Source organism: Priestia sp. D51 (assembly GCF_053345675.1).
Window position 1 is genome coordinate 1 of the sequence record NZ_JBLTIR010000002.1, and the last position, 18395, is coordinate 18395.

Annotated in this window: 17 protein-coding genes and 1 pseudogene; 2 read left to right on the forward strand and 16 right to left on the reverse strand. The window is 36.0% G+C overall.

Annotation, left to right across the window (positions count from 1 at the left end; translation table 11 throughout):
* Window positions 1-162 precede the first annotated feature (162 nt).
* The 10 genes and pseudogenes from ACNHOZ_RS06620 to ACNHOZ_RS06665 form a co-directional block, all read right to left on the reverse strand.
* Window positions 163-717, reverse strand: coding sequence for an SF0329 family protein (locus ACNHOZ_RS06620; protein ID WP_048019282.1), 555 nt, complete (start codon window positions 715-717; stop codon window positions 163-165).
* Between the two features lie 418 nt (window positions 718-1135).
* The gene (locus ACNHOZ_RS06625; protein ID WP_255901079.1) at window positions 1136-1774 is read right to left on the reverse strand and encodes a hypothetical protein; all 639 of its coding nucleotides are present in this window, start codon (window positions 1772-1774) and stop codon (window positions 1136-1138) included.
* Between the two features lie 86 nt (window positions 1775-1860).
* Window positions 1861-2406 carry an SMI1/KNR4 family protein gene (locus ACNHOZ_RS06630; RefSeq protein WP_048019280.1) on the reverse strand — a complete coding sequence of 182 codons (546 nt, stop codon included), beginning with the start codon at window positions 2404-2406 and terminating at the stop codon, window positions 1861-1863.
* 238 nt (window positions 2407-2644) lie between these two features.
* Window positions 2645-3466, reverse strand: a pseudogene (locus ACNHOZ_RS06635) (SMI1/KNR4 family protein).
* A 149-nt stretch (window positions 3467-3615) separates the two neighbouring features.
* On the reverse strand, window positions 3616-4173 hold the full coding sequence (locus tag ACNHOZ_RS06640; RefSeq protein ID WP_048019278.1) for a hypothetical protein: 558 nt from the start codon (window positions 4171-4173) through the stop codon (window positions 3616-3618).
* Window positions 4174-4193: 20 nt separating this feature from the next.
* The gene (locus tag ACNHOZ_RS06645) at window positions 4194-4499 is read right to left on the reverse strand and encodes a hypothetical protein (RefSeq protein ID WP_048019277.1); all 306 of its coding nucleotides are present in this window, start codon (window positions 4497-4499) and stop codon (window positions 4194-4196) included.
* A gap of 460 nt (window positions 4500-4959) precedes the next feature.
* Window positions 4960-5541, reverse strand: coding sequence for a type 1 glutamine amidotransferase family protein (locus ACNHOZ_RS06650; RefSeq protein ID WP_048019276.1), 582 nt, complete (start codon window positions 5539-5541; stop codon window positions 4960-4962).
* Window positions 5542-6116: 575 nt separating this feature from the next.
* Window positions 6117-6662 carry a YxiF family protein gene (locus ACNHOZ_RS06655; RefSeq protein ID WP_063247923.1) on the reverse strand — a complete coding sequence of 182 codons (546 nt, stop codon included), beginning with the start codon at window positions 6660-6662 and terminating at the stop codon, window positions 6117-6119.
* Between the two features lie 109 nt (window positions 6663-6771).
* Window positions 6772-7230, reverse strand: a complete 459-nt coding sequence (locus tag ACNHOZ_RS06660; protein WP_048019274.1) for a GNAT family N-acetyltransferase — start codon at window positions 7228-7230, stop codon at window positions 6772-6774.
* Window positions 7217-8650, reverse strand: a complete 1434-nt coding sequence (locus tag ACNHOZ_RS06665; protein ID WP_447697074.1) for a class I adenylate-forming enzyme family protein — start codon at window positions 8648-8650, stop codon at window positions 7217-7219. Before ACNHOZ_RS06665 ends, ACNHOZ_RS06660 begins: the two co-directional genes overlap by 14 nt.
* A 153-nt stretch (window positions 8651-8803) precedes the next feature.
* On the opposite strand from ACNHOZ_RS06665, the gene ACNHOZ_RS06670 reads away from it, so the two are divergent.
* Together ACNHOZ_RS06670 and ACNHOZ_RS06675 are read left to right on the forward strand one after the other, a co-directional pair.
* A complete protein-coding gene (locus ACNHOZ_RS06670; protein WP_048019272.1) occupies window positions 8804-9361 on the forward strand; it encodes a biotin transporter BioY in 558 nt (185 codons plus the stop codon).
* 14 nt (window positions 9362-9375) lie between these two features.
* Complete coding sequence (locus ACNHOZ_RS06675) at window positions 9376-10470, forward strand: acetyl-CoA C-acyltransferase (protein ID WP_168761376.1); 1095 nt, start codon at window positions 9376-9378, stop codon at window positions 10468-10470.
* A gap of 11 nt (window positions 10471-10481) precedes the next feature.
* On the opposite strand, the gene ACNHOZ_RS06680 is transcribed toward ACNHOZ_RS06675, so the two are convergent.
* The 6 genes from ACNHOZ_RS06680 to ACNHOZ_RS06705 all read right to left on the reverse strand — a co-directional run bounded on the left by ACNHOZ_RS06680 (window position 10482) and on the right by ACNHOZ_RS06705 (window position 18163).
* Window positions 10482-11138 carry an MtnX-like HAD-IB family phosphatase gene (locus tag ACNHOZ_RS06680; RefSeq protein ID WP_168760828.1) on the reverse strand — a complete coding sequence of 219 codons (657 nt, stop codon included), beginning with the start codon at window positions 11136-11138 and terminating at the stop codon, window positions 10482-10484.
* Window positions 11139-11155: 17 nt separating this feature from the next.
* A complete protein-coding gene (locus tag ACNHOZ_RS06685) occupies window positions 11156-14362 on the reverse strand; it encodes a DEAD/DEAH box helicase (RefSeq protein ID WP_221834046.1) in 3207 nt (1068 codons plus the stop codon).
* Window positions 14363-14494: 132 nt separating this feature from the next.
* Window positions 14495-15712, reverse strand: a complete 1218-nt coding sequence (locus tag ACNHOZ_RS06690) for an MFS transporter (protein WP_063247920.1) — start codon at window positions 15710-15712, stop codon at window positions 14495-14497.
* The gene (locus tag ACNHOZ_RS06695; RefSeq protein ID WP_168760830.1) at window positions 15712-16251 is read right to left on the reverse strand and encodes an NADPH-dependent FMN reductase; all 540 of its coding nucleotides are present in this window, start codon (window positions 16249-16251) and stop codon (window positions 15712-15714) included. Before ACNHOZ_RS06695 ends, ACNHOZ_RS06690 begins: the two co-directional genes overlap by 1 nt.
* Before the next feature lie 139 nt (window positions 16252-16390).
* Window positions 16391-17029, reverse strand: a complete 639-nt coding sequence (locus tag ACNHOZ_RS06700) for a response regulator (RefSeq protein ID WP_033579092.1) — start codon at window positions 17027-17029, stop codon at window positions 16391-16393.
* A 15-nt stretch (window positions 17030-17044) separates the two neighbouring features.
* Window positions 17045-18163, reverse strand: a complete 1119-nt coding sequence (locus ACNHOZ_RS06705) for a GAF domain-containing sensor histidine kinase (protein WP_168760831.1) — start codon at window positions 18161-18163, stop codon at window positions 17045-17047.
* Window positions 18164-18395: the final 232 nt, after the last annotated feature.

An 18395-nucleotide genomic window follows, 5' to 3' on the forward strand; every position in this document is an offset into this window, starting at 1 on the left:
TTCCTCATGCAACCGACAGACTCGTTACCAAGAATGCCGTTTCGGATGGAGATCGTCTTTGCGTCTAGATGAGTAGCGTTAGCTACACTGTAAGAAAGCGACTTCTTGTCGCACCATAATCCAGATTACCAGCACCAAAAAAGGCTCTGAAAAGAGCCTTTTTTAGTAATTAGGTATGTCTTCAAAGGTCATAATCCCTTCAACTTCACATCTCAATTTGTAAAACGCTAAGATTAATGGATGAACACTGGAACTGTATCTCAAATTTTTTAACTTTCTCTTACCTAGCCTTTTATCCAACAGTGCAAAGGCTTTGATAATAACACTCTCAGAATTTAAAGCATTGTCAATGGATAGTTGAGGATACTCAATAAATGCATCATAAACTAGATCGACATTAAAGATACCTTTATCCTCTAGAATCACTGCAGTGTAGTCTGAATCGTTCGTCTTGCCAATAAACTGTGGAAAACATTCATATAAACAGTCGGGAAAAGGTTTCTCAGTCTTCTTTCTTATTTCCGCCCAAAGTTTATCATGTTCCATTAAATAATTTGCTGAAGACGCATTGAAGACTTCCTTTTTATTTAGAGTAATCCATATACGCTTTTGCTCACCAAGAGAAACATTATATTGCGTCAAATGGATACTTAATCTGTGTTTTAATTTATCGCAAATTAAACTCTCTATATTTCCTTTTACTTTTGTCCATTTCATAGTATTATCTTACTCCCGTTTTTTGTTTAAAACTAAATATTACAATTGAGATCGTAGAAATACATTATACAAAACATTCTTATTTTAAATGATATTTTTCCTGTATACTCTATACAAAGATAGTTTACATAAACACTCTTTCCGGAACACATCAAAAAAACGAGTCCTTGGTACACAAGGGCTCGTTTGCTTTTTAATTTTATCGCTTATGCAGCTTTTTATACATCGTTGATCTCACAAGGTTTCTCTTGAAGACGGAGGTAAGAGACATGTATAAAAAGCGAACGTTTTATTCATATGCTCGTACAGAAAAATATAGTCCGTAAGGTAAAAAATGTGTTATTATATGTCTGCACATGCATTTTATAGTAAAAAGCCACCTGTCCTGCAAATAATGGGTGGCTTTTTATTTTGTTAACTAATTTAGTATCCAAGGAACGTAACATATAAATACCATTTCTTCTAATTCTGGTCGTGCAGTAGCTTCTTCATGAAAAAAATAACCATGTTTATATATTAAACCTATCCTTTTCTCGCTTAAAAAATTAAGTATTCCACCTGCTTCTTTATTTCTCCAAAGATGTGATTCCTCATTTTTTAAATAATCAACTATTAAATTTTTAGAAATGTCTTCTTCAGAAAATAAAATAACTGTATCTAAACTTTTGTTAAACAGATCAAGAGTGAATTGTTCATCATCATACTTAGTTAAGTTCTTATAACAATATTTAATCGTTCGAATCTCTTCCGACACAAAAGGTGTGTAATCCTTTTCGTCCTTTACATAAGAATAGTCTAACTCTTTAAATCCATTCTTTTGAAGGTTTCTTTCATATAATAGTTTTTGTATTTTACTCTGGCCCTCAACAGCCTGCAGAATATAAAAAAAGTAACCATTATTACTCAAAAACGAGAATAGCCTATTTTTTTCAATTAGATATCTATTTACTAACCGCATTGCTTCAATGCTATTATCAAATTTATAGTCCCACTTATAAGCCCCTACTTTTGATGCAGGTTCATACTTAGCTAAAAACCGTTTGTTATTTACATTCATCTCTACCTTTTCCTTTGTAACCTTTATATTCTGCCATGTAAATAGACTAAATTACAGGTTTATTCCCTTTAAATCAAACTATGTGATTATTTAAATTCAAAATATATCTCATTAGCTATATTATCTTTACCTTCTTGAACAATCTGGACAATAAAATCTTTAAGAGTATCGTAGCTTTCTATTACTTTTTTTGTTTTACAATCAACTTCCACTACATTTTCATCCTTATTCATTACATAATAAGTATTTTTCACCAAAGAATCTGCAAAAATGAAATGTTCTTTAGGCGTACGCTTTCTCAAATGTATCCCTTGAATATCCTCTACATCAACAGTAGAACGTACTTGTTCTTCAATAGTCAAGCCTTTATAACTTTCAAGTTCTTTTCCACCCATTCTTAATAAATCAAATAAGTAACAACCATTGTAGAAAGAAAGAAATTCTTTATATGCTGAAGGAAAGCTAATTCCTACCCTTGACTCAAACTCTTTTACCTCTTCCCTTGTCAAACTAGGGTGTAGATACGTATGCCATCTATGTTCGAGTTTCCCATACATTACTGTTTTTGTTCGTAATTTCTTATTATCATCTTGGTATATATTTTTTATTTCTTCTTCTAGAAACTCATACATTGTCATCACCTCTGTAACATAATTTTAAATCTTTCAAGGTGAACATGATATACAAAATTAGTTAACATAATACCTCTTCTGGTACACCTCAACAAGCCCTTGTGTAACAAGGGCTTGTTGAGGTGTTAAATTTATCGTTCGTACAGCGAATCCATGTCACTTTAGAATAAAGCTTGATCATGTTTAAATATACCTCATTAAAACGACATGCTATCTAATCTAAAGAACTTATTCCATATTAAGACTCATTTTCTAATAGCTTTTCTTTAATATCTCCAACATATGCTCTAACATCACTATCAGAGTCACGTTCAAACCTACTCATTAATTGCTGAAGGATCTCACTTTCGCATACATCCATAAAGAAATTCCAAACTAAGTTAGCTACTTCAATCCTCACATTCTCATCAAAATGGCTACTAAGATTCAAGAACTTGTCTCCTAACCACTTAATGTCTATTGGATTCTCTGAAAAATCTACGATTTCTTGTGTTATATAACTTAATGCGCCTTTTAATTGATCAATATCATTAGTTAGCATTAATCTCTCTAGATCTGTTTTGGTATAATCCCATTCCAAATTATCATTTAGTTCTTCTTCATTACTAAAAGCATCTTCAATATATAATCCACTTAAAAACAAGTCAAAAGAATTAGCTATCTTAATTATTTGATTTATTTCATTATCGATATATACAATAGGTGGATTACTTCTTACGTGCCGATAATCGAATGCAAGCCAAGTATGACCTTCGCCACTAAAGAGTATGAACCCTTGAGGAATTCCCCATTCTTTTAAGTAATATGGAGTTTTAAGAATGCCATTTTCTTTACTAATCCCCATGATAAAATCTACATTTACGTGTGTTTCAGCCCAAGAAGTAGCAATAGGACATGGATGAGAATTGCAGTTAATTTATCCTCCATTTTGTAATCTAAGCAAATCAAGATACTCTTTTGGTAAAGACACATTAAAAAATAATTCTGCTTGTTTAATATCTTGTTCTGTAAGAGAGTTTAATCTGTATGTATCTTCAGCAGTTTCTTTCCAAAATTTCATTTCGTCGTCTCCAAATACTTTTAATATTTACTTGCTTTAATAAGTCCCTAAAATCATAAAATTAACCATAGGCACAAAACAAGCTTATAGGATTATACATTCTACAAGCTCTGGACGTTAATACAACATAATTTCTACCTAATCAGATACTAAAGTTGATTTCTATTAGGTAGCAGCATGTAGCTAAAATATTCTTGAAAAACACCCGTCCCTTTAAGCATATTCTTAACAGTGGTAAAATGCTTTTCTACTGCGTTACTATAAGCCGGATTTCTGGATGGAGTTCGTCCGGAAAGGTAAATAAGCTCTATAAATGGATCTTCTTTGTTCAAATTGAAGGATTTATTAATCAGTGAGTCACCGAACTCTTTCGTTTTATCATAATCTTCTCCAAAGTATTCTGGAAACAACTCAATCATAAAACCAAAAACAGCATTAAAAAATGCATCTTCTTTAAAATGGATGATTCCATAATGATAAAGTTCCTGCAGCAATTCTTCATAGTCATCATAATCACTTTCTTGTACTTTACTCGTGTTTTCTACGCCCCATTCTACAACTAAATACCAACACAAAAAGCTAAGTTTGAGAAAAACCTTTAAGTCCTGGGGATTTTCTTTCCAATTATGATATAACTTATTCCTTGCTGCGTTCCAATTAGATTCTTTTTCTAACTGATCGGTATCTTTCAGTTCCCAGTTTTTCATAGATTACCTCCAATTTTCTTTTAGTCTCCTAATATAGATATTTTTTGGATTTCATGATTACTTAATATTTTTATTAATTTGCTCAATGCCGGATGATAATCTCCAGGGATAAATATTTTTATGTTCTCTAAATCCTTTATAAATTGATCAATTTCGTCTCGATCAAATTCTACGTTAGTCAAATAGTAATCTCTAATTTTTCTTAAATACAAATAACTTCTCCAATTATTATTTGTGTGAAACAGAGCATCATGTAATGACCCCTCAATTTCTTTAAAATCAAGAAACCGATCTTCTTTACCGTACATCTCAATATCAAGTCCCATGTGCTTACCTCGCTTTCTGATTAATTTATCCAACTAAAGTAATTATATCGCTTTATAGATAAGTATCCTCTAATTAAATTTAATAAGGACATCCACGATAAAAAAGACCTTAAACTTTAAAAGAGTAGCTGTTGGTAAACAGCTACTCTCTTTGGTACTTTATATCCAGGCCAATCAAGGTTCTCCCATGTAGCCACAAAAAAGCTTTTATAAGAATCTTAGTACTAACTAACTGACCAAAGGGACTTTTTAAAAAGCCCATGATAACAAGACATTAAAATTTCTAAAGCTCCGAAGTGCTGAAATTTGCATCGAATGATCTAGTATACACAAAATCAAACTTGATTTTCTCAGAGAGCGTTTCTCTGCGTATTAAATGCAGGTATCTAATTTTTTTCTTACTTTATACAATACCTTTAAAGAGACAAATTTATTAATGAGCATCCAGACATCTATGCAACTATTTTTTAATAAAACCATTTTTAAATAAAGCGTACCATTCTTCTAACTCTTTCCCTTTTAAAACATCCAATTTACTTAGAATGTCTCTTGAAAATTCTAGTGCACCACTACCGTTAGCTGTAATTAGGCAACCATCACTAACAGATTGTGCTTCTATATAGTTTTTGTCACCTCGATAATTAGGGGCTCCTTCTTTTAAATAAGGTAATGAATTTCCTGTATGTTTATTTTGATCAAGAAACCCGTAATTACCTAAAAAGGTAGTTGCATCACAAATCGCTGCAACAGGAATATTACGTTCAAAACAAAAACTCACAAGTTTCTTTATCTGATGATTTTTCTCTTCTCTCCATCCAGTTCCTCCAGGAATAATTAACATAAAAAATTCTAATTTAGAAGAAAAGTCTTGTAAGCTGTAATCTGGAAGAACAGTCAATCCCCCCATTGAAACTTTAGGATTTTTGTCAATTGCAATTGTTTGAACTTGGAATCCTGCTTCCGGTTTATTTAATTCAGCTGTCACATAACTGGCTTCCCAATCAGCAAAACCATCTGTAATAAAGACCAACACTTTCTTCATGTATATTTCCTCCCTAATTCTTGATTAGAAATATAACCAAGTACATTATCAATCTTCTGTTTAAATTTACCACATTCTAGATATTCCATAAATTAGAGAATTATAACGTTCATAAAAGTATACTTTTGCGAACTTTTGATTTATATAGACAATCTATCATTTTCACCGTTCGTTTAAGTTTTGAAATATTATACGAACGCTCTCTAAAACACATAAAACTTTGCGAACGTTCTTGTTAGGAAAAAATGATGGATTCAAATCGAATCTTGATAGTGTGTTAGAACAAATAGCTTAAAAATAGTAGGATTCTACATCAAACTTTTAATATAAGTTTTGAAAAAGAAATGTGGCCAGCTTGAGATGAAAAATAATTGATTATAGTCATATCTAAAAAAACGCACCTTATTTAATTAATAGTATCTTCTCTCATTATTTCTTTATATTGAAAGAGCTTTATTTACATACGGTGTTTTACACCCTTAATCATGTGAAAACCCATAAGTACAAAAAAACTGGACCTAGATTTAAAATAATCGAAGGTGCAGTTTTTATTAAACATTGTAATTTAATCTTCCTTATTCAATTCCCCAATAGAAAATTGAGTCCATTCCATACTCATCTTCACTGATGAAAATGCCAAATTTCTCATCAACATTTATGAGTATGAACCAGAAATAAGCTCCAGAATTATTAGCTTCTGTATAATATAATACACTTTCTAAGCTTTCATAAAAATCTTTTAATTCAATTGTTAAATTAGGCAATTGTTCATGTTTTCTACCATTATAAATTACAATTTTTTGATTGAGATAACCCTTTATTTTGTTTTGAAATTCTTCTAATTCAACTTTTATTCTTTGTTCATCATGTTTGAAGAATGCCTTAATTTTAAGCTTCGACGAATAAATAAACTCTAGTTTGTCCAGGTAAACTTTTTCGTTATTTATCTCAAACGATGAAATATCTGGAATGCTTTTTTTGAAATCTTCTTCAGCTCTTTTTAAGTAGTTTTTTCTCTTTAATTCAGCTATTTTTTCTTTTCTTAAATAGTTATCTATTGTTCTTCCCTCGCTTTTTGTATCCTGAACGATTTTCTGGGTAATGGGTGCTTCTTTAATCATATCTACCTTTTTTATAAGGATTTAACCCATCTACCACGTGAAAATACGGACCTCTTCCATTTGCATTCCAGTACAGTAAAAAATCCGCGGATATAATCCACGGATTTTTTTACAGCCCTTTTTCCAAACAGTTAACTTGATTATGATGCAGCGGCTTAGTGGCGTACTGGGTAAAACCAAGGCGTTCCCAAAACAGCTTGGCTCTAGGATTTTGAGACAGAACCCCAAGACGTAGAACGGAAATTCCCTCTTCTTTTAGCTTGTCTTCAAACGCTAGATACGCTTGCGTTCCGAAACTGAAATTGTGATAGGCGCTATGAATAATAAAAGCTCCAATCCACGGATGATCATCGTTAGGATTTTGCTTCATGTAATCAATAACCCCTACGTATGTATCGTCGGCTTTTATAAAATAACTGTCTGTTTTTTCATTCATATATTCTTTAAAAAGTTCTTCTTCCCTCCGCTCTTTCTTGCCGTTTTCTAACACGTTATAAGCTTCGTTTGAATTGATAATCTCTGACACAATATACATCGTGTCAGCTGTAACGGGTTCAAATGAAATCATATGTCTTCCCTTCTTTCTCTGTAAAGTAGCTGTATATCGTTGCTTTGTCAATTTTACCATTTTTCATTCGCGGAAAGGACGTTAAAACTCTCCATACGCGCGGGATTTTATAAGGGGATACTCGTTTTGACAGTGCTTGTCTCACATCAGAAAGAGAAATGTTCTCTAAGACAATTGCTGCACCTACGACTTCTGAACGTTCAGCATCTACTATGCTAAAGACAGCTGCTTCGCTAACGCCCGGTATTTGTAGTAGCAGCTCTTCAATTTCTTCAGCATATACTAAGCTTCCGCTGCTTTTGATTACATTTTTGTCTCTTCCTACGATGGTAATGTTTCCGTCTGGAAGCTGAACCGCAATATCATGCGATGTAACATATCCGTTAAAAAATGAGCGGTTCGTTTCTTCGCTGTCATTAACAAACCCTTCAAATGCTTGAGTTGTTTTCACAAACAGTATTCCTTTGTCTCCTTTTTCTACTTCTTTTCCACGTTCGTTCAGGATTAAAACGTCTACACTGTCAACAGGATAGCCTACTGTATGAGGCAGCGTTTCAGCGGTATCTGGTGAAAGTACCGTAACAAATCCCATTTCAGAAGATCCGTAATATTCATAAAGAGAGGAGTTAGAAAACGCTCGTGAAAATTTCTTTCGAACGGAAGGCGATAATTTATTTCCTACTGAAATCACGGTTTTTGGCAAAAGTCGTTTTTCTTTCGGTCTGCTTTGTACATAACGAAGCAAAGGAGAAATTAACGCGGGTGTAATAGACATACAGCTAGCTTCCTTGTTAAAAACAGCAGAAGGTGTAAACGCTTCTAGCATGATAGCATGCATGCCGCTGCAAAGCGCATGCAAAACCGGATAAAGCTGGGCGGAATACGAAATATGTAAGGGGATAAGTACTTTTTCATGTTTCTGTAAAGAAAATACGTCCGACCATTCTTGAAATGATGAAGACCAAGAATAATGCGATTTTACAAATCCTTTCGGTCTCCCTGTTGACCCAGAGGTAAATCCAAATAAAAATAGATCGGACAGTGCATTGACTTGCCGTACGGGCAGGATTGGTTTTTCTTTTGTTATGTTAGTTAAAGAAGACGTTTTCCATAGCCAATTCGGGGATTGAATAGAAAAATAGGTATCTACTTCAGCATCTGTTAGCTCATTATGTAAAAGCAGCACAATTCCACCGGCTTTTAAAATCGCTAAAAATGACACAACAGCTTCTGCATTGTTTGGCATGCTTAAAGCAACGAGCTCTCCTTTTTCCATCCCTTTTTCTTTCAGCCGTTTTTCGGCTTTACATACACGATTCCACATTTGACCGTAGCTTAACTTATTAACAGAATCCGATAGTGCGAGTCTGTCCGGCGTTTGTTGACACTGATTAAAAACTAGTTCTTCAATTCGATTCATTACTCCGTAAGCTCCTTTTTATTTTACTTTTAGTGTACCGTAAATACGGGTTTGAGAAAAGAAAAATGTAAACTTTAATAAAAATTAAGTTGACTAATTTAAGTTTAATAAGATACGATAGTCATGTTTTATCCTACATAGCGGAGGTTTACGATGAAAACAAAAGATATGACGTACGTTGCTTTATTCACGGCTATAATGGGAGCACTAGGACTCGTCCCTCCTATTTTTTTATCTTTTACACCTGTTCCAATTACTCTTCAGCCTATGGGTGTTATGCTGTCGGGAGGAATTCTTGGCGCTAGATTAGGAGCTTTAAGTCAATTTCTTTTTTTATGTTTGCTAGCAGCTGGCGTTCCTTTACTTGCTGGAGGACGCGGAGGAATTGGGGTATTTTTGAGTCCGAGTGCTGGATATATCATTGGCTATGTGTTTGCCGCTTTCTTTATTGGCTGGACGTTAACAAAGTTAAAAAATGTAACGGTTGCAAAAGTTTTTGCTGTCAATGTGTTATTTGGGATTGTGTTAGTCTATGCCTGTGGTATTCCTGTGCAGGCAATGCAGCTTCACATTCCGTTTCTGAAGTCCCTTCAGCTAAGCTTTGTTTACCTTCCAGGTGACTGTATAAAAGCAGCGGTCGCGGCTTATTTAATTACAAAAGTTCGAAAAGCAGTAGCGGTACCTGGCCGTTCGAACACGGCTTCTATGTAAGGAAGTGATGACTTATCTATCAAGCAGCAATTGTAAAAGCGAAGCGTACGGTCATTGGAAAAGAAAAAGGTCTACTGAAAGATTTTCATGTTCAAGAGCTAGCAGCTCCTTTATTAAAACAGCTTAGCGCTGGAATTGAACATGAAATTGATGACGTTATTTTAGGAAATGTTGTAGGTCCAGGAGGAAATGTAGCCAGGTTATCCGCTTTAGAAGCGGACCTCCCTTTTTCTATCCCGGGAATGACCATTGATCGTCAGTGCGGAGCTGGCTTAGAGGCGATTCGAATGGCCAGCTATTTGATAAAAGCAGGTGCAGGAACGTGCTATTTAGCTGGAGGCGTTGAAAGTACAAGTACTTCTCCTTTTGAAAAACGAGCACGTTTTTCTCCTGATAAAATTGGTGACCCTGACATGGGAATTGCAGCAGAAAACGTAGCTCAGCGATACAATATATCTAAAGATCAGCAGGACAGATATGCTCTTTTAAGTCATAAAAGAAGCTGGGAGGCTTTTGAAAAAAGATGGTTTGAAGAAGAAACGCTTCCTCTTCCAAACGTGATGCACGATGAAGCATTTATGAAAAAACGAAACCTAACGAAGCTTCTTCAAAAAGCCAGCCCCGTCTTTTTAAAAAATGAAGGCACCATCACCGCAGCCAACAGCTGTGGAATTAACGACGGAGCCTGCATTACGCTTGTGATGGAAGAGCAAAAAGCACGCGCTTTAGGCTTTCAGCCCGTTTTGCGTTTTATTGACGCTGATATTTCAGGAGTGTCACCTCTTTACCCTGCTATTGCGCCCGTTTCTGCGATTAAAAATATCTTGAAGCGAAATTCTCTTACGGTAGATGATATTGACTTATTTGAAATCAATGAAGCATTTGCCGTTAAAATAGTCGCTTGCATGCAAGAACTGGGAATACGAGAAGAGAAAGTGAATATTCGCGGAGGAGCGTTGACCCTAGGACACCCTTACGGAGCATCAGGAGCTATTTTAGCTACGCGTCTTTTTTATGAGAGCAAGCGCCGTGACGTGCGATATGTCGTAGCGGCTTTAGGAAGCGGAGGCGGAATAGGAACAGCGGTATTATTTGAAGTCATCAAATAATACCGCTGTTTTTATGCCTTTTTTATTACATTATGTTGCATCAAATATTGCTCAATATCTTTAAATGTCTCAACCGGAACAAATGAAACGTTTTGTTCGCGCAGTAAATCTTGCAAAGAATCTTTCGCAAAGGTAACATCTGCATGTTTTGCGGGATGTGAATCCGGTTCGCTGTCTCCAGCAAAATAAATCGTTTCGTATGCCTCTTTTAGTTCTTGAATAACAGCAGATTTATCAATACCGTATCGTTCTGAATGCCATCTGTGAGCAGGATCTAGACGCAAGTGAACGTTGTTTTGATGGAAATATCCTTCATTCGAATAAACTTCCACTTTTTCAACACCGTATTTATCTAACAGCGGTTTAATATAGTACGTTGTTCCAGCGCTTAAAATATAAAAATCTCCGCCGTTTTCCTGAACAGTTTTAATAAAAGCGGGCACGTATTTATCAGTTGGAATATTCGCTACTTCTTCTAAAATTTTCGGTTCTTCTTGGTGAATGGATTGAAAAACAGTAGATAAAAAATCAATATCTTTCATTTCTCCTGCTTTCCACCGGCGGAAAAGCTCTTCACCTTCTGGAAAATACTTTTCAATCACAATCCAGTAAAAATCTTTTTTTGAAATCGTTCCATCAAAATCTGATACAAACGCCCATTTTTTCATTCCTCACACATCCTTTACTACATACTAAGCAGTTCTCGGAGCTCTTCTTCTGTCAAACTAGAAAGCATTGTTTCTCCCGGTTGAATAACCTGTTCGATGAGTTCTTTTTTCTTTTGCTGCAAGGCGTAAATTTTTTCTTCGATGGTTCCTTGAGAAATAAGCTTGATGACCTGCACAACATTTTTTTGTCCAATGCGGTGTGCACGGCCTGCCGCTTGTTCTTCAATCGCGGGATTCCACCATAAGTCATATAAAATAACCGTATCGGCTCCCGTTAAATTTAAACCCGTGCCTCCGGCTTTTAATGAAATTAAGAAAATGTCTTGTTCTCCATTATTAAACCGATCCGCCATTTCCACTCGTTCTTTTGATGGTGTTTGACCGTCTAAATAAAAGTATGAGAGATTTTCTTTTTGAAGCTCTTCTCGAATAATATGAAGCATGCTTGTAAACTGAGAAAAGATTAACAAGCGTTTTCCGTTGGCAACCGCATTTCTTGTAATCTCAAGCAGCTGCTCTAATTTGCTTGAATACCCTTCGTAATTTTCAACGAATAAAGACGGATGACAGCAAATCTGGCGAAGTCTTGTTAATCCCGCCAAGATCTTCATTCGGTTTTTATTAAAATCTTCACCGGCTAAAGATGATTTTAACTGCTCTAAATAGCCTACATACAACTCTTTTTGTTCTTTAGTCAGCTCAGATAAATGAGTGGTTTCAATTTTATCAGGCAGTTCTTTTAACACATCATTTTTTACTCGTCGCAGTAAAAATGGTCTTACAATTCGGCTGACCTGCTCCGATGACATGTTTTTAAACTGGCGAAGCCCTGGAAATAAACCCGGAAGAATAGTCTGGAATATTGACCAAAGCTCGTCAAGGGAGTTTTCAATAGGCGTACCGCTCAGCGCAAAACGTTTTTTAGCTGAAATAGTCCTAACAGCTACTGCTGTCTTTGTTGTATGATTTTTAATACTCTGAGCCTCATCTAGAATTAAAGCATGAAAATGAAGGTGCTGATACAAATCAATATCTTGACGCAGCGTTGGATAAGATGTGATCCATACGTCAGCTGTGCGTTTTAGCTTCTCCTCACGCTCACTCGGCGTTCCTGTAATGGTTTGAACCGTTAAATTGGGTGCAAATCTCTCCAATTCGTTGCGCCAGTTATAAATCAAGGAAGCCGGCACAACAATTAAAAAGGCATTGCTGTCTTCATCAAGCTCTTTTTCAGATAAGATATAGGCAATGCTTTGAAGCGTTTTTCCAAGCCCCATATCATCAGCCAGTACGCCTCCTAAAGAGTAGTGAGACAGAGATTTAAACCACTTAAATCCATTACGCTGATAATCACGCAGGGATGCCTGTAAGGATTCCGGTACTTCCCAATCCATTTCCTCTGGAGATTTGAGCTGTGTAAGTAATGTTTTAAATGCTGAGCCAAACTTAGCCGCTGATTTATCACCTGCACTCATAATTTCTTCCACTTGCATTCCTCTGTATAAAGGTACTTGCAATGAGTTATCCTTTAAATCTTTTTCCGTTACGTTCAGCTCCCGAAACAGATTTTGAATATGTTCAAAGCCCTCATTTTCAAGAGGGATAAACGCACCGTTATCTAGACGATGATAGCTTTTCTTTTCTAAGACAGATTTTAAAACATCTTGAACGGTCTGATGATCAATGTCTCCTAAATCAAAATTAATTTCTAATAGCCCATTGCTATTTTGAATGTCAACCGTTGTTACTGGCGCAGAAAAATCCGTATAAGCATAATCTTTCATCTCATCCGTAATATACACATCCGCTATTTCATCAAGCTTTGGAACAATATGAAACAAAAATTCATATAGAGAGTATTCGTCTTGATTTAAGTACAGCTGGTTTTTATAAATATTTAAAGGAGCCGTTTCAATTAAGTCCATAACGCGTTCTTCTTTTTCTAAATCTCGTATCAAGATTTTATCGTATTTTTCAGACTGGGGTGAAAATGGATTAATCGAAATCTCTCCGTAGTTGTACCGAAGCGTCACAAACAGCTGTTCACCCTCACGGTCAATAAATACTTTTGCTTTTAGTTCAGGTGCAATAATTTGATGGGATACTTCTTTTGCGATATCCACTTTCCCCACTTTTTTCAGTCCCGGAACGACGTGAGATAAAAAATTGCCCATCTGCTCTTCTGCTATAGGTACGACTGGCTTCAAAGGAGCCGTTTTCCGAAGGCCTTCAAGAAGCATACGCTGATCTTGAGATAGCTCATAAAACGTCCCTTTTAAAAATAGCCAACCGTATCGATCAAAAAATGAAGCTTGATGAAGTTCCGTAAAGTCTAGCTCAAATCCAGCTGCCGAGTGCTTATTTATTTGAAATGAAAAAGGAGCTGAACTTTCAGCAAAGATAATATTTTCATATGAATGCCCTTCATGAATAAATGTAAAGTTCCGATCTTTAAGGAGTTGAAATAACTCTTTGGCTACGATAGATGGAATGATTAGTTCTCTGTTATTTGCGGACGAACGATACATAGAATAGGAATTTTTATAAAATGATTCATTCGTCATAATATCCATCAGCATCTCAATGATTTTCTTATCTTCTTCTATAAAAAAATGTTCTGCAGGATCATATTCGAAGCGCTTGGTAAATTCGTGAGTTTGGAATTCTTTAGCGTCTGTTAAGAATTCTTGAATGTTTTTTACTACATACGTCCGATCGACGCCTACTTTCATTTCAAGCGCTACGTACATTCCTTCTGAACGTAAAAATTCTTCTGAGTAAGACTTGCAAATAAATTCTACTTTCAACGGATCTTTATCTGCATATTTCTTATGGTCGCTTATGGTTTGCTGATAGCTCGAAAATAAGTCGATAAAATGATTTACATTTTCGTATTCTTTGCTTTGGCGAAAAGGCTTTGTTTTAATTGGCTGCGGCTTTGCGCGCTCATCGCAAATGGTTAATAAAACAGCTACTTCATGTTTGCATTCTGAAAACTCGTGATAAGCAGGACAATCGCAGAATGAATAAAAAGAATTTCCTTTTTGTTCAACCATTACTGTATACATTTCCGCTCCTCGAACGGATGCTGTCCACGTAGTGGTCTGTTCATTGTATTCCAAATCAAGCACACGCCCCTGCTTGTAATACGTGTGTCCTCTATAGTACGTTCTGCTTGAGTACGAATCTTTTAATTGTTCTTTGTTTAATGTTTTATTTATCATCGCTTCACAATCTTCCAATCGCATAACAGTCAATGCTGTTGCTGTTTAATTTCTATTCAGAACAAATAATGTCCAACGTCATAAACGTTGAACATTATTTGTCAATTCTTCTATTATAACATGCAACAGACATTATAAAACACTCTTAAGCAGTGCAGACTGTTTTCGTTGTTTTCTTTTGTAGAGCGTCCAGCCTGCCACAGCGGATGATAATAAAAGCAGGCTAAGTCCTAAAAAAGCCAGTCCTATACGATCATTAGCCGTAACGTACGTAAAGAAGAAAATCAATAAAATACGAATCCCTAACGTGATAAAGCGAAAACAGCTGTCGACTCTTCCCACGATAATATTCGGTATTTTTTGCATCATAAACGTATTTCGAGCTACTCTTGTACCTGCATTTGCAAAAGCAAGAAGAAACACAATAGAAAAGTAAACGGGCAGAAGCTTCATAAAGAAGATGATCGATATTCCAAGTGCAAAAAGGCTTATATTCAGCATAATAGCTAGCTCAGTGCCTGTTCTTTTCATAATAGATACGATCAATATCCCTGCGGTTAATGCTCCGAAACCATATACAGCACTTTCAATCCCGTATGCTGCTGGACTTGCGTTTAATTCTTGAGTCAGATAAATAGGAAACAAATAGTTCGTCATCATCACAGCAATGAAAGGCATAAAAGAAAGCAGTAAAAAAAGAGATACCGAGCGATTTTCTTTTATGAATGCTAATCCCTCTTTCATCGCAGTGTGTTTTTTATCGCTTCGTTCACTGCTTTGTTTATATGGAATACTCAATAGAAAAAGGAATGCAGCTATGTACGTAGCTGCATCTACTGTTAAAATCCATTGAAGCGACCAACGGGTAATGACTAGACTCGCTGCAGCCCCTGCAAGCATACTCGATAGCTGGCCTTGTATTTCCATAATACTGTTTAATGATTGAAACACATCTTTTGAAAAAACTTCTTGATTTAATGCAAAAATCGTTGGATAAAAAAACGTGTAGTAAAGGTTTCCGGTTCCGTACAAAATGATGTAGTGAATGGTTGAATAGTCTGTCGTAAAACCAACGATAACAAATAGCATGACCGTGATAAAACCTATCAATTCTACGGTTAACAACATTTTCTTTCGTGACATTCGATCAATAAGAACACCTATATACGGAGTAGCCACAAAGCTAATTACCGTCATAATCAGCATAATCGTGCCAAATAGTTTATTTCCATCTGGAGATGCAACTAACAGTAAAGGAATGGCAAGCATCGTAATACCGGAACCAATAGAGGATAAAACATTCGCAGCAACTACGGCTTGAAAGCGACGGTCCTTATAAAGCGCCTTCATCAAACATTTTGCTTAGCTTCTAAAATTTGCTTAGACACTTGTGTATACAGAGTCAGCTCATTAACTAATTCATGAATTCCGTCAGCGGCGTTTTTTCGTAAAGTTCCTTTTTCCACGATGTCTGCAGGGTCTAATACCAACTGCTTAGATAGAACATTCGCATACAAAGCGCGTGTAACGGTTCTAAGGTTGTTTAAAGCATTGATACCTCCTTTTCCTCCTCCTGATACGGCTACAAGTGCGACGGGCTTATGTGCAAAATACGCACTGTTTAAAAAGTCAAACGCGTTTTTTAATGCTCCGCTCATAGCGCCGTGGTACTCAGGCGTCGCAAGTAAGATACCATCCGCTTTTTCTATTGCTTCAGTCAGCACTTTCACTTCTTCTATTTCATACTGATGAGGTTCACCGGTGAATATAGGAAGTGATAATTGACTTAAATCTAGAAAAGAATTTTGATAGCTTTTGTGAAGTTCTCTCGTTACTTGTGTTGTTCGGCCTGTTTCTCTAGGACTTCCGTTAATAATAAGTATATTCATATTTATCTACCCCTCTGTCGTTTGGTTATATGTATAGTATAGGGATGATTGAACTTTTTTTCGTCATGCTATTGATAGAAAGAAAGCTACCAATATAGACTGAGGTGAACAGAGAAAAACCTACAACTAAAGTCGTAGGTTAGGAAATTCCATGCTGAACAGCATATAGAGCAGCTTGCGTGCGGTCTTGAACCCCAAGCTTCGATAAAATATTAGACACATGTGTTTTTACTGTTTTTTCTGTAATATGTAAGGCAGCACCAATTTCTTTGTTGCTTTTGCCTTTTGCAATTTCTTTTAATACGTCTTTTTCTCGTTTTGTTAAGTGATCAATAAAATTGACTTTCTTTTCGCTGCTTTTGGTTAACCGTGTTAGCAAGTGCGTAGTGACTTTGGGATGAAGCTGATTTTCTCCGTTCATTAGCTTTCGAATAGCCGCTACAAGTTCATCTGGATCGCTTTCTTTTAGCTGATAGCCTGAAGCTCCTGCTTCTAATGCCGGTATCACGTGATCTTGATCTGAAAAGCTTGTTAGAATCATGACTTGTATATGCGGTGCTTGTTTTTTTAGTTCTTTTGTTGCTTCGATTCCATCGAGAACCGGCATGGATAAATCCATTAACACAATATGAGGCTCTAGAGATGTCGCTAACTTTATAGCTTCTTCCCCGTTAGAAGCTTCTCCTACAACTTCTAAATCAGGCTGCGTTTGTAAAAAAAAGACAAGTCCTTTTCGGACAACGTGGTGATCATCTGCAATTAAAATCTTTATTTTCATGTGCGCTCCTTTCCGTTATGAAAGAGGAATAGATACTTCCACAATCGTTCCGTTTCCTATGCTGCTTGTAACAGATAGTTTTCCATTTAATCTTTTTATTCGCTCCTGCATGGTTTTTAGCCCAAGCGTCGGCAATTCTGCTGAAGGGCTATACATAAACCCATTGCCGCTATCCCGGACTTTCATAATTACTTGGTCTTTGCTTATATTTACGTTTAGATGTACCTCTGCCGTACCCGCATGCTTTCGGCAATTATTAAAAGCTTCTTGTCCGACTCTCCACAGTGTCTCTTCAATCACAGCAGGCAAAACGGACACTCCTTTAATTTGTTCTTTTACGTTAAGCCCTAGCATTTGACCATAGCTTTTTAACGCACTGACAATGCCGTTTTCTAATCCTTGAGGACGAAGCTGCCAAATTAAAGCTTTCATTTCCACTTGAGCATGCTGAGCGGTTTCTTGGATTAAGGAAAAAGTCTCTTTTAACTGCACATCTTTTGCTAAGCTGCTTCCGGCTTTGGCCGTGACATTAATTGAAAACAACAGCTGATTAACAGAATCGTGAAGGTCTTTTGCCAGCCTGTTTCTTTCTTCAATAAGTTTTACTTCCTGCTGAGATTGAGTCAGCTTAATCCGCTTGATAGCCGTGCCAATTTGAAGAGCGACGGATCCTAATAAATCAAGCTCTCGCTGTTCAAAATGAATTTTATGAGGGGCAGCTACATTTAATAATCCAAAGCGTTCATCCCCTGCTTGTAAAGGAACCGTTGCATGATGAGTAATGTCATGTGTATCTCCCCACTCATGAATGACGGAATCTTCAAGTCTCTTACACTCCATAATATTAGACGCTTTTTGAAGCCGGCCATCCATATACCGGTCAACACACCAGCAGCTTCCATTACACATAGGCTGAGCGGTTTTATTTAATAAAGCTGGCGGTAAATGCTGAGCGGCAATCATCTCATGCTTTCCATTTTCATCAATAAAAAAGATCCATCCTGTTTGTAAATCTGTGATTTGCAGCAGTTTTAAAAGCGCATCATGAAGCATGGTATGTAAATTAGTGCCTTCATTTAAAATCTCGGAAATGTCTTTTAAAATCTTCAGCTCTGAAATATAATCTTTTTCCATAGCCTCTCTCCTATATTATATGATGTATTTTCCATTTTTTATTTTATCACAATTAAAGCTGCTTCCGACTCACAGAACGTTATTTTTAAAGCATTTACGCTTAGATATGTAAGACCTTTTAACATCAATAATAAAATTTTCAAAAAGTATGTCAGGTAGTTTAACAATTAGCTAGAGTCTTTACGTAAAACGAACTATACTACAGATAATTCAAGTAAGAACAGAAAAAATG

What these genes read in the sequence shown, in the direction of transcription:
- ACNHOZ_RS06650 (WP_048019276.1), bottom strand. Translation starts at nt 5,541, where the DNA reads ATGAAGAAAGTGTTGGTCTTTATTACAGATGGTTTTGCTGATTGGGAA.
- ACNHOZ_RS06620 (WP_048019282.1), bottom strand. Translation starts at nt 717, where the DNA reads ATGAAATGGACAAAAGTAAAAGGAAATATAGAGAGTTTAATTTGCGAT.
- ACNHOZ_RS06685 (WP_221834046.1), bottom strand. Translation starts at nt 14,362, where the DNA reads ATGATAAATAAAACATTAAACAAAGAACAATTAAAAGATTCGTACTCA.
- ACNHOZ_RS06660 (WP_048019274.1), bottom strand. Translation starts at nt 7,230, where the DNA reads ATGATTTCATTTGAACCCGTTACAGCTGACACGATGTATATTGTGTCA.
- ACNHOZ_RS06705 (WP_168760831.1), bottom strand. Translation starts at nt 18,163, where the DNA reads ATGGAAAAAGATTATATTTCAGAGCTGAAGATTTTAAAAGACATTTCC.
- ACNHOZ_RS06655 (WP_063247923.1), bottom strand. Translation starts at nt 6,662, where the DNA reads ATGATTAAAGAAGCACCCATTACCCAGAAAATCGTTCAGGATACAAAA.
- ACNHOZ_RS06630 (WP_048019280.1), bottom strand. Translation starts at nt 2,406, where the DNA reads ATGTATGAGTTTCTAGAAGAAGAAATAAAAAATATATACCAAGATGAT.
- ACNHOZ_RS06670 (WP_048019272.1), top strand. Translation starts at nt 8,804, where the DNA reads ATGAAAACAAAAGATATGACGTACGTTGCTTTATTCACGGCTATAATG.
- ACNHOZ_RS06625 (WP_255901079.1), bottom strand. Translation starts at nt 1,774, where the DNA reads ATGAATGTAAATAACAAACGGTTTTTAGCTAAGTATGAACCTGCATCA.
- ACNHOZ_RS06690 (WP_063247920.1), bottom strand. Translation starts at nt 15,712, where the DNA reads ATGAAGGCGCTTTATAAGGACCGTCGCTTTCAAGCCGTAGTTGCTGCG.
- ACNHOZ_RS06700 (WP_033579092.1), bottom strand. Translation starts at nt 17,029, where the DNA reads ATGAAAATAAAGATTTTAATTGCAGATGATCACCACGTTGTCCGAAAA.
- ACNHOZ_RS06640 (WP_048019278.1), bottom strand. Translation starts at nt 4,173, where the DNA reads ATGAAAAACTGGGAACTGAAAGATACCGATCAGTTAGAAAAAGAATCT.
- ACNHOZ_RS06665 (WP_447697074.1), bottom strand. Translation starts at nt 8,650, where the DNA reads ATGAATCGAATTGAAGAACTAGTTTTTAATCAGTGTCAACAAACGCCG.
- ACNHOZ_RS06680 (WP_168760828.1), bottom strand. Translation starts at nt 11,138, where the DNA reads ATGAAAAAATGGGCGTTTGTATCAGATTTTGATGGAACGATTTCAAAA.
- ACNHOZ_RS06695 (WP_168760830.1), bottom strand. Translation starts at nt 16,251, where the DNA reads ATGAATATACTTATTATTAACGGAAGTCCTAGAGAAACAGGCCGAACA.
- ACNHOZ_RS06645 (WP_048019277.1), bottom strand. Translation starts at nt 4,499, where the DNA reads ATGGGACTTGATATTGAGATGTACGGTAAAGAAGATCGGTTTCTTGAT.